The 14229-nt window shown below is 31.1% G+C and carries 17 protein-coding genes; 10 read left to right on the top strand and 7 right to left on the bottom strand.

Features of this window, described 5'->3' with window-relative positions; translation table 11 throughout:
* Window positions 1–8 precede the first annotated feature (8 nt).
* The 9 genes from Q0516_RS03085 to Q0516_RS03045 all read left to right on the top strand — a co-directional run bounded on the left by Q0516_RS03085 (window position 9) and on the right by Q0516_RS03045 (window position 8706).
* Complete coding sequence (locus Q0516_RS03085) at window positions 9–605, top strand: potassium-transporting ATPase subunit C (protein ID WP_294465700.1); 597 nt, start codon at window positions 9–11, stop codon at window positions 603–605.
* A gap of 13 nt (window positions 606–618) precedes the next feature.
* Window positions 619–1506, top strand: a complete 888-nt coding sequence (locus tag Q0516_RS03080; RefSeq protein ID WP_294465698.1) for a hypothetical protein — start codon at window positions 619–621, stop codon at window positions 1504–1506.
* A gap of 59 nt (window positions 1507–1565) precedes the next feature.
* On the top strand, window positions 1566–4256 hold the full coding sequence (locus tag Q0516_RS03075; RefSeq protein ID WP_294465695.1) for a sensor histidine kinase KdpD: 2691 nt from the start codon (window positions 1566–1568) through the stop codon (window positions 4254–4256).
* A complete protein-coding gene (locus Q0516_RS03070) occupies window positions 4249–4959 on the top strand; it encodes a response regulator transcription factor (RefSeq protein WP_257480002.1) in 711 nt (236 codons plus the stop codon). Before Q0516_RS03075 ends, Q0516_RS03070 begins: the two co-directional genes overlap by 8 nt.
* A 112-nt stretch (window positions 4960–5071) precedes the next feature.
* On the top strand, window positions 5072–5293 hold the full coding sequence (locus tag Q0516_RS03065; protein ID WP_294465692.1) for a DUF2997 domain-containing protein: 222 nt from the start codon (window positions 5072–5074) through the stop codon (window positions 5291–5293).
* Window positions 5280–5993 (top strand): helix-hairpin-helix domain-containing protein, encoded by a 714-nt coding sequence (locus Q0516_RS03060; RefSeq protein WP_294465689.1) that lies wholly within the window; start codon window positions 5280–5282, stop codon window positions 5991–5993. Before Q0516_RS03065 ends, Q0516_RS03060 begins: the two co-directional genes overlap by 14 nt.
* Complete coding sequence (locus tag Q0516_RS03055) at window positions 5994–6590, top strand: 4Fe-4S single cluster domain-containing protein (protein ID WP_294465685.1); 597 nt, start codon at window positions 5994–5996, stop codon at window positions 6588–6590.
* The gene (locus tag Q0516_RS03050; protein ID WP_365945439.1) at window positions 6580–8241 is read left to right on the top strand and encodes an AAA family ATPase; all 1662 of its coding nucleotides are present in this window, start codon (window positions 6580–6582) and stop codon (window positions 8239–8241) included. Before Q0516_RS03055 ends, Q0516_RS03050 begins: the two co-directional genes overlap by 11 nt.
* Window positions 8242–8250: 9 nt before the next feature.
* A complete protein-coding gene (locus tag Q0516_RS03045; protein ID WP_294465682.1) occupies window positions 8251–8706 on the top strand; it encodes a hypothetical protein in 456 nt (151 codons plus the stop codon).
* 13 nt (window positions 8707–8719) lie between these two features.
* Here Q0516_RS03045 and Q0516_RS03040 read toward each other — a convergent pair whose 3' ends face one another.
* Complete coding sequence (locus Q0516_RS03040) at window positions 8720–9295, bottom strand: epoxyqueuosine reductase QueH (protein WP_294465678.1); 576 nt, start codon at window positions 9293–9295, stop codon at window positions 8720–8722.
* Window positions 9296–9362: 67 nt separating this feature from the next.
* Here Q0516_RS03040 and Q0516_RS03035 point away from each other — a divergent pair, with 67 nt between their 5' ends.
* Window positions 9363–9692 (top strand): hypothetical protein, encoded by a 330-nt coding sequence (locus Q0516_RS03035; protein WP_257480000.1) that lies wholly within the window; start codon window positions 9363–9365, stop codon window positions 9690–9692.
* 29 nt (window positions 9693–9721) lie between these two features.
* On the opposite strand, the gene fusA is transcribed toward Q0516_RS03035, so the two are convergent.
* From fusA to rpsF, 6 genes are all read right to left on the bottom strand, one after another.
* The gene (fusA, locus tag Q0516_RS03030; protein WP_257479999.1) at window positions 9722–11809 is read right to left on the bottom strand and encodes an elongation factor G; all 2088 of its coding nucleotides are present in this window, start codon (window positions 11807–11809) and stop codon (window positions 9722–9724) included.
* 94 nt (window positions 11810–11903) lie between these two features.
* The gene (locus tag Q0516_RS03025; protein ID WP_257479998.1) at window positions 11904–12332 is read right to left on the bottom strand and encodes a DUF948 domain-containing protein; all 429 of its coding nucleotides are present in this window, start codon (window positions 12330–12332) and stop codon (window positions 11904–11906) included.
* Between the two features lie 9 nt (window positions 12333–12341).
* Window positions 12342–12719, bottom strand: a complete 378-nt coding sequence (locus tag Q0516_RS03020) for a hypothetical protein (protein ID WP_294465673.1) — start codon at window positions 12717–12719, stop codon at window positions 12342–12344.
* A 223-nt stretch (window positions 12720–12942) separates the two neighbouring features.
* Window positions 12943–13215, bottom strand: a complete 273-nt coding sequence (rpsR, locus tag Q0516_RS03015) for a 30S ribosomal protein S18 (RefSeq protein WP_365945436.1) — start codon at window positions 13213–13215, stop codon at window positions 12943–12945.
* 24 nt (window positions 13216–13239) lie between these two features.
* On the bottom strand, window positions 13240–13671 hold the full coding sequence (ssb, locus tag Q0516_RS03010; protein ID WP_257479996.1) for a single-stranded DNA-binding protein: 432 nt from the start codon (window positions 13669–13671) through the stop codon (window positions 13240–13242).
* A 21-nt stretch (window positions 13672–13692) separates the two neighbouring features.
* A complete protein-coding gene (gene rpsF, locus Q0516_RS03005) occupies window positions 13693–13980 on the bottom strand; it encodes a 30S ribosomal protein S6 (RefSeq protein ID WP_257479995.1) in 288 nt (95 codons plus the stop codon).
* Window positions 13981–14229 lie beyond the last annotated feature (249 nt).

Here is a 14229-nt window from a genome sequence, read left to right as displayed (position 1 = left end):
AAAGATTAATGAAAGGTACAATAAAAAGATCACTAATTTTTGTAGTCATCACTACTATACTTTGCGGACTTATATATACTTTTGTTATGACAGGTATATGTCAGGTTTTATTTCATGATAAAGCTAACGGAAGTATAATTGAAGTAAACGGAGTGAAATACGGAAGTGAATTTATGGCACAGCAGTATGAAGATGAAGATCATATGTGGGGTCGTGTTATGAATTTAAATATGACAACATTTAAGGATAAAGACGGAAATACTCTTCTTTATTCCGGTCCTTCAAATGTAACTCCCGCAAGTAATGATTTTGAAAAAACTATAGAAGAAAGAGTAGAAAAAATAAAAGCAAATCATAAAGAGATGGGGAATACACCTATTCCGCCCGATTTAATAACAAATTCGGGAAGCGGTCTAGACCCTGAAATATCTCCTAAAGCAGCAGAATATCAAGTAAAAAGGCTTGCTAAAAATAATAATATGAGTGAATCACAAGTTAAAACAATAATTGATAAATGTACAAAAGGACGTTTTCTCGGTATTTTTGGAGAAAAAAGAGTAAATGTACTAAAAGTTAACTTAATGTTAGATGGTATATTAAAGTAAAAGGAGATTAGATATGCATAACAAAGTCATTGCATATAAGGAAGAAGTAAATATTTCCAAAGATATTAAACCTTCTTATGAAGAATCACTTTTAATGGTTTATATCTATATGTTAGGATATGAGCTTAATATAAACCCAAAGGTATATAAAATAGAAAAAGAAAATTCTATATGGGTATATTATGAAAAGGCCTGTTATGCAGTTGAAAATTTCTTTGATGAATTTGGTATAAGCGCCGGTTTAATATCCAACAAATATCCTTTATCGATTTATGGGATTATAAATGATAATGAATCGGCTTCACTTGTATCTTATTATGATTTAAGTGATAGTAAAATTATACTTATGAAAAAAAATGTATCCGGTAAGGATTTTGCTGAAATGACCGATATTTGTGTAAAAATAGAAGTGATAAATTCAGATTTACTGGATAGTTTTTATCAAATCATTAATAACCTTGATTATAGGAAAAGTTATATTGCGGTTGACAGAGCAAAGTTCCCTGAACATATGTTTAATAATATGGATGAAGAAGATAAAAATACTTTTTATAAGTACATAAAATTGGATAATCCATATGAAAATGAAGCCTTTATTGATTCCCTTAGTATAGAACAAAGAAAAGAATTATGGAAACTTTTTTTGAAAGATAAGTTATCGCCTATTGATTTTGATTATGCTTTCAAAAGATATAAAGAGAATAGTTTGTTTTCTTTGTTTGAATGGGAACTTGCTCTTCGGCTTGCACTTAGTGATCTGCGTATTAGCGTAGAATATAATGATAATAATTTTAAAATAATCGATAAAAATAATAAGAGATTATACTTTGATTATTCATCTGATAATAGTGCAGAAAAATTGTTTTTAAAAATATTATTTCCGATAAATACTTTTAAGTAATATTAAATAGTGTTAATATTTAAATATATTAGCACTGTTTATCTTGTTAGGAGAAAATTATGAGACCTGATCCGAACAAAATTTTAGAGAAAATCAAAACAGAAAAAAAAGATAGTAACTGCGGCAAATTAAAAATATTTTTTGGGTATGCCGCAGGTGTAGGTAAGACGTACTCAATGCTTGAGGCTGCACATAAAGCTTTTGATAATGGTAAGGATGTAGTGATCGGATATATCGAACCGCATGCTCGTCCTGAAACAATGGCACTTACAAATGGTATAGAATCTTTGGATAATAAGAAAATAGAGTATAATGGTATTATCCTTAAAGAGTTTGATTTGGGTGCTGCCCTTAAAAGAAATCCTGAGATAATACTTGTGGATGAGCTTGCACATACCAATGCTATGGGTTCTAGGCATGTAAAAAGATATCAAGATATTGAAGAATTACTTAATGCAGGGATAAATGTGTATACGACTGTGAATGTACAGCATATTGAAAGCCTTAATGATATAGTTGAGTCAATTACCGGAATTGAAGTAAGGGAAAGGATACCGGATAGAATTTTTGACCTTGCTTACCAGGTAGAGCTTGTGGATATTGAACCTGAGGATCTAATAGATAGGCTTAATAAAGGTAAAATTTATAGAAGGGATAGAGCAGTAACTGCACTTGATAATTTTTTTACTGTCGATAATCTTACCGCACTAAGAGAAATTGCTTTAAGGAGATGTGCCGATAGGGTAAATAAAATATCTGAAAAGATAAAAAATCCTACAAAGAATTCATCTCCCTCAAATGAACATATATTGATATGTTTATCTGCTTCTCCAAGCAATAAAAAAGTAATCAGGACTGCCTCACGTATGGCAGATGCTTTTAAAGGTACTTTTACTGCATTATATGTTGAAACTTCAGATGATAAAGAAATATCCGAGGAAGATGAAAAAAGGCTTAACGAGAATTTCAAATTAGCGGAACAGCTCGGGGCAAATATAACTACAGTTTACGGAGATGATATAGTTTTCCAAATTGCTGAATTTGCAAGGCTGTCAAATGTATCGAAGATAGTTATCGGAAGAAGCGGAAATAAAAGGGGACTTTTCTCTTCAAATTCTTCTTTTGCAAATAAATTATCTTCGATTTATCCCAATTTAGATATATATATCATTCCCGACAGTGATGTTAAAAATAGTAGAAATATCAAAAATATCATTGATAAAGAGGAAGTAAGTATTAATTTTATGGATACTATTAAATCTACTACTATTTTATTTTTATGTACTGCAGCGGGATTTATTTTTTATTCTTTAGGGTTTAGTGAAGCAAATATAATAACTGTTTATATTTTAGGTGTTCTCGGGACTGCGGTATTAACGCCTAAAAAAATATATCCGATTGTATCTTCTTTACTCAGTGTCTTAATATTTAATTTTTTCTTCACGGTACCAAGATTTACATTGGATGCATATGATAAAGGTTATCCTGTAACTTTTCTAATAATGTTCATTGCTGCTTTTGTCACAGGTACACTTACATCAAAAATAAAGGAGCAGGCGAAACAGTCTGCAAGAGTTGCCTATAGAATGAAAGTTTTGTTGGAAACGAATCAGAGACTGCAGCAGGCGAAAAACAAAGAAGATATAATAGAAGAAACCGGAAAGCAAATTTTAAAACTACTTGATAAAACTACCATTATTTATTTGTCTATACATGATAGGTTGTTGGAACCCCGTATATTTAAAGCCGATATAAATGAAGATATAAAAGAATATATTAATGCCAATGAGCAGGCAGTTGCTCTTTGGGTGTATAAAAATAACAAACATGCTGGGGTGTCCACTAATACATTAAATGGATCTAAGTGCTATTATCTTTCAATAAGAGGCAAAGAGGGTATTTATGGGGTCGTAGGAGTTAAAATAGATAATGATGAAGAATTTAGCATGTTTGACAGAAGCTTACTTATTTCAATGGTAAATGAATGCGGTTCTATTTTGGAAAATAATTATTTAGAAGAAAAGAATGAAAAAACATTATTAGAAGCAAAACAGGAAAAGCTTCGAGCTAACTTACTTCGTTCCATATCTCATGATTTAAGGACTCCTCTTACAAGTATTTCCGGAAATGCTTCTGTCTTATTAAAGGATTTTGATAGTATTGATGAAAACAAAAAACATGCATTATACGAAGATATGTATGATGACTCCATGTGGCTCATCAACCTTGTAGAAAATCTTCTTTCTGTTACAAGGATAGAAGACGGAAGTATGAATTTAAATATAGAGCCTGAACTTATAAATGAAGTTATTTTAGAATCACTTAAACATATCAATAGAAAAAGTGTGGAGCATAATATCAAAGTAGAAAATGATGACGAACTGTTAATGGCAAAAATGGATTCCAGACTAATTATGCAAGTTATAATAAATATAGTAGATAACGCAATAAAATATACTAAAGCGGGTTCGGATATAATAATTAAAGTTAAAAAGAAAAATGGATATGTATATACAAGTATAATGGATAATGGAGATGGTATAAGTGAAGAGGGGAAAAAGAATTTATTTAAAATGTTTTATACAGGTGGTAATATCGCCGATAGCAGAAGGGGATTGGGGCTTGGGTTATATCTATGTAAAACTATAATAAATGCGCATGGCGGAGAACTTACGGTTAAAGATAATACTCCAAAGGGTACTATATTTACATTTTCATTAAGGGCACAGGAGGTTACACTATATGAATAATAGATTAATATTAGTCGTAGAAGATGATAATGCAGTAAAAAATTTGATATCCACGACTTTAGAAAGTAAGGATTATAAATTTCATACTGCCAAGAATGGGAAACAGGCACTGGATGAAGCAATCAGCAGAAAACCTGATGTCATATTATTGGATTTAGGACTTCCTGATATGGATGGTGTTGATATAATAAGAAAGATCAGAGGCTGGTCTAATGTGCCAATAATTGTAGTCAGTGCAAGGAGTGAAGATAAAGATAAAATAGATGCCTTAGATGCCGGCGCAGATGATTATTTAACTAAGCCTTTCAGCGTAGATGAACTTTTAGCCAGACTTAGGGTTGCATTTAGAAGACTTGATTATCAAAATAGTAATTATAATAAAAATGCAAGTCCTATATTTACTAACGGGGGACTTAAAATAGACTATGAAAGCGGATGTGTTTTTGTAGATGACAAAGAAGTGCATTTAACTCCTAATGAATATAAATTGATTTGTTTACTCAGTAAAAACGTTGGCAAGGTCCTTACTCACAAATATATTTTGAACGAAATATGGGGTACAGCTTTTGATAGTGATGTTGCCTCTCTTAGAGTATATATGGCAACGCTTAGAAAAAAGATAGAAGAGGATAGTGAACATCCTATTTATATACAGACTCATATTGGTGTTGGATATAGAATGCTTAGAATAGGAAACAAATAAAGAACTTCATTATTGAAGTTCTTTTTTAGTTATTTAGGTATATATAATTTGTTATTAATTTATAAAGTATGATATAATCATATAAAATACTATAATATTATTGGGGTACAAAATGTCTAAAAAATTGATTGTAAAAATACGTTCAAATGGTGAAATAGAAGCGTCGACAAAAAATATAAAAGGTAAAAAATGCCTAGATTATATAAACGTATTTAAAGAAATATTAAATGCAGAAGTCACTGATTCTTCTTTTACTGATGAATATTATGAAAATGATAATATAAATAATAATGAAATTATAGGAGAGGATGTTTTAAAAAATGTCAATAACTAACAGAGGCAAAAAATGGGAGCTTTTAAATTCCTGGTGGGTACTTTTATCTTTTTTTATACTCGGATTTATATCTTTGATGTATATAGGTTATAAGGCTAAAGTAAAGAGGTGGAAAATACTGAGTATAATATATTTCTTTTTAACATGGGTTTATATGTTATCTCTCGATGTATCTAATTTACCTTCTATTTTTGCATATATACCAATGTTAACTTATGTTTCAGGTATTGTTTATTGTTTTGTAGTAAGAGAAGAATATTTAATAAGAAGGGATTTTTATTTGTCCAATCCATTTGAAATTATAGACGAACATCAGTATAGAAATACAAAAAAAGAATTTTATATTCCTTTAAATGAAGAAATAGTTGATAATAAATCAGATTTATATAAAAAAGAAGATTTGAAGCTTGAAGCAGAAGACTCAATATATCTTAAAAATAAAGTCGTTGAAAATAATAAAATTGATATTAATAATAGTACTGCGGATGAGTTAAGTAAGCTTCCCGGTATTACAGTTGTTAAAGCAAAAAAAATAGCTGATTATATAAATAGAAATAATGGTTTTAAATCTATGGATGAGTTTATTAAATTAATGGAAATCAAACCGCATTTTGCCGTTCAAATTTTAGATATGGCATATATTACAGAGTATAAAAATAAAAAAGATGATATAGCTGATGGAAGGATACTTGATATATAGATGATAAATATATATAAAATTATTAAGCAAACTGAAGTTGAAGGTCCCGGCAAAAGATTTTGTATATGGGTGCAAGGTTGTAAGCATAGGTGTGAAGGATGTTTTGCAAAGGATACTTGGGATACAGATGTAGATAAATATATGGGTGCTAACGACTTATTAAATATGATTTTATATGAAAAAGATATTGAGGGTATTACTTTTTTGGGGGGAGAGCCTTTTTTGCAGGCAAGAGAATTAAGTAAAATAGCAAAGAAGGTTAAAGAGAAAGATTTGTCAGTTCTTACATTTACGGGGTATATATATGAAGATTTAAAGACATTAAATGATAAATATGTAAATGAACTTCTAAAATATACTGACCTATTAGTAGACGGACCTTACATTGAAAGTTTAAAGGATTTTTCCCGTCCTTGGGTTGGATCTAAAAATCAGAGTTATATTTTCTTGAGTGATAGATATTCTTATAATGATATTAAAAAATATAAAAGTAAGATTGAAATGAGGATTAATAAAGAAGGAAATGTCATTATTAATGGTATGGGAAATTTTAATAATCTTATTGATATTTTAAAGGGAGATAGGCATGGAAAATGAAAATAATATTGAAACAAAATTTGCAAATTTAATAAAAGCAAGATATCCATATATTTATATCCCAACATGGGAAGAAGATAGAGTAGTTAAAATGATTAATTCTGCAGCTAATGATACTAATTTATTCAAGGATAAAAGGAAGGTTTATGTTTGGAGCCAAACTAAGGGATTTAAAAGTATAGAAGAATCTTTTACTAAAAACAATATTCAATATGATCCTTCTGCCGCTTTAAATGCTATTGCAAATTCAAAAGAAGATGCTATTTTTGTATTAAAAGATTTCCATAATTTTTTTGGCGCAAATAATAGACCCGGCGATAATAACATAATAAGAAAGTTAAGGGATCTTATACCTTATTTAAGGAGTGATAGTGAAAATTTAAAAACCGTTGTTTTTGTTTCTCCGGTTCTAAATATACCAAATGATTTGCAAAAGGATATTTCTATATTAGAATTTCCCCTTCCAACGAAAGAAGAACTGGCGAAAATATTGGATAATTTAATAAATGTCAATTCATCGAGGCTTGAAAATAATTTAACTGTCGAAGAAAAAGATAAATTAATAAAGGCTGCACTTGGTTTAACATTTCAGGAAGCCGAAAATGCTTTTGCAAGAGCAATGGTTGAACTTAAAGGCATTAATATTGATGCACTTAATATCATTTTGGATGAAAAAAATCAGGTAATCAAGAAAACCGGTATTTTAGAATTTATTAAAAGCGATTTAGACATAAATGATATCGGCGGTCTTGAAAATTTAAAATCATGGCTGATGAAGAGGAATAAATCTTGGTTAGATAATGCAAAAAAATATAATATACCAACACCTAAAGGTATTTTGATAACCGGTGTTCCCGGATGCGGGAAGAGTCTTACTGCAAAAGCTACAAGCGCGATGTGGAAATTACCGTTGTTAAAATTAGATATAGGCAAAATTTTCAGCGGGCTTGTTGGAAGTTCTGAGGAGAATATCAGAAAAGCAATAGCAACAGCCGAAGCTGTTGCTCCGTCTATATTATGGGTTGATGAGATAGAAAAAGGATTGGCGGGTGCCAATAACGGTTCAGGAGATGGAGGAACGTCCACAAGAGTTTTTGGGACTTTTTTAACTTGGATGCAGGAGAAAACTGCTCCTGTTTTTGTAATAGCAACTGCAAATAATATCAGTAACCTTCCTCCGGAGCTGCTCAGAAAAGGTAGATTTGATGAAATATTTTTTGTAGATTTACCTACAAAGAGAGAACGAGAAAAAATATTTGAACTTCACTTAAAAAAAAGATTAACAGATGTTGATATAATCGGAGAGTTAAAGCTTAATGAAGACTTATATTCAAAATTGGCTGAAATAAGTGAAGGTTTTGTCGGTGCTGAGATTGAAGAAGTTATTATAGCCGCATTATATGAAGCCTTTTTTGAAAATAGAGATTTAACTGAAAATGATTTGATTAAATGTATTAAAAATACAGTTCCACTTTGTATAACACAGAAAGAGCAAATTAAAGCTCTAAGAGAATGGGCAAATGTACGAGCCGTTGCCGCTACATCAAAAGAAGATTTGGGTAAATTTGCATTTGATAAATCAAATGATGAAAAACCAGCACCATCACTTGATATAAAAGAAAAAAGAGGCGGAAGAATTTTAGATTTTTAGGAGGATAATATGTCACTAATTTTAGGTTTAGTTCCTTTAGCTATTGCAGTAGGTATGAGTATGGATGTTTATGTGGAGGAATATAATGAAAGCTTAAAAAACAATAATTATAAAAATATCCCAACAATATTTAAGGATAAGGACATTCTTATAAAGACATTGACAGAACATGGTTTTAAAGTTAATGTAATAAATGATAATAATATTTATATTGATAACGAACAAGGGATTTTAAGATATTCAAGAGAAAACGAATATCATCCTTATGTTATGAATTTAGAGAATATACCTGATATGAATTGTTTTATGAAAGAAGTTAAGTCGATAAACGAAGAGTATGGAAATAATGTTCAGGAATATACATATAATGTTTTAATGGATAACGTAAAAAAGAATGAATGGAATGTTGAGAGTGAGGAAATATTGGAAGACGATACAATTATTTTAACAATAGATATAGATTAAATAAAGAACTTCATTATTGAAGTTCTTTTTCTTTTTGTTTATTTATAATTTCTTTTCTTCTTTTTTTTGAAAATCTTTCTTCTTCACTGAAAATACAGCCGCAGTAATTTTGTCTGTAAAGATTTAATGCTATAGCTTTTTCCTGTCCTTCGTTGAAATATAGTCTGAAATCTCTATATAAGAATTCAATATCGTATTTTTTGCCGGCAGCTTTTGCAATCATACACATTAAATCATGATCTTGATAGGGGCTTATTAAAAGAGTCGTAGTAAATGCGTCAAACCCGTTTTCTTTTGCGTATTTTGCAGTTTCGAAAAGCCTCATATTATAGCATACACCGCATCTGTTATCAAAGTTTGGATAAATATTATCTAAGAATTCTCTAAGCCCGTATTCATTTTCAATTATTAATTTAACATCTATTTCATTAGTATAATCGATCAGTGTCTTTTTTCTCTTTTTATATTCCTGAAATGGATGTATATTGGGATTATACCAAAAGCATGTGGGTTCTATGTTTTCTTTTCTGAGTGTTTCAATGCACATAATGGAACAGGGCGCACAACATGTATGAAGTAATACTTTCAAAATAATTCTCCTCATAGTATAATTAATATATATTATATAAATGCAATATATAGAAAGCAGAGTAATTATGGGAAAATATATAGCTTTGGGCGTCATTATAATAGTAGTGATTATTTTTATCCTGATCGGAATCAGCATTTCTAAAAGTAAGAAACCTGTCCAATATATGTCGAATGTAAGTAAATTGCCCGACGTAAAGGACGTTAAAGGATATAATAAAGAACTGGGAAAAGTTTTCATTTATTTTGGATTATTACTTTTGCCTATTATGTCCCCCTTGATTTTTGCACCGGAACATTCTTTAGGTTCTATAGTCAGTGTACTTCTTATCATGCCATGGGTAATAGGTCTTATTGTTATCTGTTCTATGGTAGAAAACAAATATAAAGAAAAATAAAAGCACCTTACTAGGTGCTTTTAATATATTTATTTTTTAGCTTCTTTTCTTTTATTAGCTTCTTCTATTATTTTTCCGCTCGCCATTTGAGGGACTTCGTCATATCTTTCAAATTCCATTGTGAAAGATCCTCTTGCCTGAGTCATTGATCTTAGTTCCGTAGCATATTTAAACATTTCTCCCAGAGGTACTTCAGCGGTGATCTTAGTTTTACCGTTTCCTACCGGATCCATTCCAAGGACTCTGCCTCTCTTCTTGTTAAGGTCTCCCATTACGTCCCCAGTATTGTCATCAGGTATTGTAATCTCAACTTTATATATAGGTTCGAGTAAGATTGGGCTAGCTTCAGCCATACCTTGTTTATATGCAAGGTTTGCAGCCATTTTAAAGCTCATTTCGTCTGAATCTACAGGGTGGAATTTGCCGTCAAATAGAGTTGCTTTCAGTCCAACTACAGGATATCCCGCGAGTACGCCATGCTTGATACATTCCCTAAGTCCTTTTTCTACTGCAGGGATAAAGTTTCTAGGAACTGCTCCTCCTACAACAGCATCGACAAATACAAGATCGTCTTCCAAGTTATATGTAGGTTCAAAATCTATATTTACAACACCGAACTGACCTCTTCCGCCTGATTGTTTTTTATGTTTACCTTCGGCTGTGGCTTTTTTCTTTATTGTTTCTCTATATGGGATAATAGGAGGTGTAAGTACAACTTCTATACCATATTTATTTTTAAGTTTATCTTTTACTACTTCAAGATGAGCTTCTCCCATTCCATATAAAACATTTTGATGAGTTTCTTCGTCTCTTTCAACTACAATAGTTGGGTCTTCTTCTTTTAATTTCGCAAGTCCTGTAGATAACTTATCTTCATCGCCTCTTGATTTTGGTTCTATTCCCGTAAATATGATTGATTGAGGGAATTCTATAGGATTAAATTTAATATTATCTTTAGGGTCGCAAAGTGTATCGGATGTTTTTGTATAAGCAAGTTTGGCAAGTGCACCTATATCGCCCGGATGCATTTGCATGACTTCTTCCTGCTTTTTACCTATTAAAGTATAAATCTTAGCGATTTTTTCTTTTTTATCCTGATTGGTATTACTAAGTTCCATTCCCGGTTTTAAAATACCGCTCTTGATTTTGAATAATGATAATTTACCTACAAATGGGTCTGCTATTGTTTTAAATACAAACAAACTAAGAGGTTCGTCATCTGCATAATGTCTTTGTGCTTGTTTTCCGTCTTGATCCACCTTAGCTGCTTTAGCTTCGATAGGGGTTGGGAAATTATATACTATAGCATCTAAGAATTTATCAACAGCTATATCATTTAGTGCGCTTACGCAAAATACAGGGATAAGTTCTTCGTTTGCTATTGCGGTCTTAACTCCGGAATGAAGTTCTGCTTCTGTAAGTGTTCCGTCTTCATCTTCAAAGTATTTTTCCATTAATTCTTCATCTGTGGTTGCAGCGATTTCAAATATAATATCTTTATATTTTGAAGATTTTTCTATTGTCGAATCGGGTACGTCTGTAATCGTTACTTTACCTTGTTCGTATGTATAAGCTTTGTTATCAAAAATATCAGCTACGCTGTTAAAACCGACACCTTCATTTATTGGGATTTGAAAAGGTACGATTTTAGGTCCTGTTAGAGCTCTAAGCTCTTCCATAACTTTATGAGTATCTACATTTTCTCTGTCGAGTTTATTTATTACAAATGCAACGGGAATTCCTCTTTCTACTGCCATTTCATAAGCTTTTTCCGTTCCTACCTGAACTCCGCTTATTGCATCTACTACTATTACTGCTGTATCTGCTACTCTGAGAGCCGAACATTGTTCTCCTATGTAATCAAAATAACCCGGGATATCAAGTACATTTATCTTAACTCCGCCGTGTTCAATTGGAATTAAAGATGTAGAAATTGAACTGCCTTTGGCTTGTTCACACGCATCATAATCCGAAATCGTAGTCCCGTCTTCTGTCTTTCCAAGTCGTTCTATCAGACCCGCTTTCAAAGCCATAGCTTCTGCAAGCAAGGTCTTACCTGAGCCTCCATGTCCAAGTAATGCAATGTTTCTTATATCCTTGGTCTTATAAGTTTTCATTTTTGTTGTTTCCTTTCGCTTTTATTTTTGATAATATTATAAAAGGCCGCAGCTATACACTAATTTTTCAGCCACAACCTTGATGTCCATAATATTATTGTTTATATTTTTTTCTTAGTTTTTTCTCTTTCCTTCTGTTAAAGAAGTCTTTTACCACCATTGCAGCAAACATGACATTTTTTGCTGTAGAATATACTTTTTTAACCTTCATGGTTCCTTCCATGATTCCTGAGGGATCATCTAAGGGCGTTTTGAGAGCTGTTTCTATACCTTTTACAGAGCTGTTTACTTTGTTTGTCAGCTCAACTGCGTCGCTTGTGATATGTTCTATATTATCTATAATAGAGTTTATATTTTTTGTATTGTCTTGTGTTATTGTTTGTACATCTTTTAGTAATGTGTTTACTTCGTTCATTGTTTTTGATAATTTATTTACCGTTATAATCAAATATATGATTAGTATTACTAAAGCAATGCAAAGAGCAATCAACGCCATATCTAAGGGACTGATATTTATATTCATTTACTTCTCCTACAAAAGCTCTTCATCAAACTTTAGTTCAAAATCGTCTATATCTTCGTTTTCTTTTTTATCTTCGCTTAATTCGCTGCCTGCTGATTTAACCATACCTTTTAAATCATCTATTTGTTCATCAGCATAGCTCTTTGCTTCTTCAATTTTTTCTTTTGCTGCGTCAAATACAAAGTCAGCTCCTTCTTTAGCTTGTTTTGATAAATTTTCTGCCTTTTCCAAAGAATGCTGAGCAAAAGTAGATAGTTCATCTTTAGCAATGTAGTAATTATCCAATGCTATATCCATAAGTTCTTCCTTGTTGTCATAGGCGTATTTTGCCGCTATACCCGCAATTACACCTATTGTTAATCCTGCTAAAAATTTTCCGTTTGACATAATTTCTGTCCTCCTTAATACATCTATTTATATATTATCACATTTCAGGTAAAAAATACATATAATTTTTATTTGATTTACTTTCGTTTTCATTCAATAATAATAAAATGAAACTATTATTTATTTTATCTTTTTATTAGTAAATTATTTAAAAGTTCGATAATTGTAACTTTAATAATAAAAAAAGGACATACATTTATGTATGTCCTTAATAATTTACTTATTATTCAGTTGTATATGGTAATAATGCTGCATTTCTTGCAATGTTTACAGCTTGTGTAACACCTCTTTGATGTTTCGCACATGTACCTGTTACTCTTCTAGGTAAAATTTTATATCTTTCAGATACGTATTTTTTAAGTAATTTTGTATCTTTATAATCAATGTGTTCTATTTTGTTTTCACAGAAATAGCAAACTTTTTTTCTTCTTCTAAATCCGCCGTTTGATCCACCTCTGTATCCACCGTTAGATCCACCTTGTCTTTGCATAGCCATAGCTTTTCTCCTTTACTTAATTAATTAAAATGGCATATCGTCGTCGTCCATTTCACTAAAGCCGTCCATTGGTACGCCAAATTCGTTATCCTGAGACTGGTATGAATTATTGTTATTATTATTTCTCATACCATCATTTTTAGAACCAAGGAAAGTTACTTCTTCAGCAACAACTTCTGTCACATATCTTTTGCTTCCGTCATTTGCGTCATAGCTTCTTGTTTGTATCCTGCCTGCTACAGCGGTCTGTCTTCCTTTTGAAAGGTATTGTCCGCAAAGCTCCGCAGTTTTTCCCCAAGCAACTATTGGGATAAAGTCCGTTCCTCTTTCTCCGTCTCTTGATTTGAATGTTCTGTCAACTGCTAGTGTAAATGTACTAACACTTGAACCTGAAGTTAAAACTCTTGTTTCAGGATCTCTTGTTAGACGTCCTATCAATACTACTTTGTTTAGCATTTTTATCTCCTAAATATAAGATTAATATCTTTTTACGATAATGTCTCTTATGATATCTTCTGTAATTCTGAATGTGTGGTTTAGTGCATCTAAACAAGGTTTTTCAGCTTCAAAATTAATTAATGTATAGTATGCGTCACGATACTTATTGTTAATTTTGTATGCTAATTTTTTCATGCCCCATTCATCAACTTCTTCAACCTTACCACCATTACTTGTGATTACGTTTTGAATTTTTTCAACCATTGCCTTAACTTCTTCTTCATTCATGTCAGGTCTAACAGCGAATAATGTTTCATATTTTTGCATATCTTTCACCTCCTTATGGACTCATGGGGAAAACTTTATATTTTCCCAAGGATGTGACGAATTGTCACAGTTAGATTATTATATCCTTTAAAATCCTTTTTGTAAAGGCTTTTTATAACTTTTTGTTGATAAATAAGTGTTTTAAATATATATTGATTTTTTAATAAGCATAATAATTTATTGTTTATTTATAAATTATTATAATAAAAAAATTAAATTTACTAAAAATGTCTTGAGAAAAAAGTTATA

The sequence above is a fragment of the uncultured Anaerofustis sp. genome (assembly GCF_938029165.1).
GTDB lineage: Bacteria > Bacillota > Clostridia > Eubacteriales > Anaerofustaceae > Anaerofustis.
The sequence above is the reverse complement of the archived record's forward strand: the minus strand, read 5'-3'. Positions and strand labels throughout refer to the sequence as shown.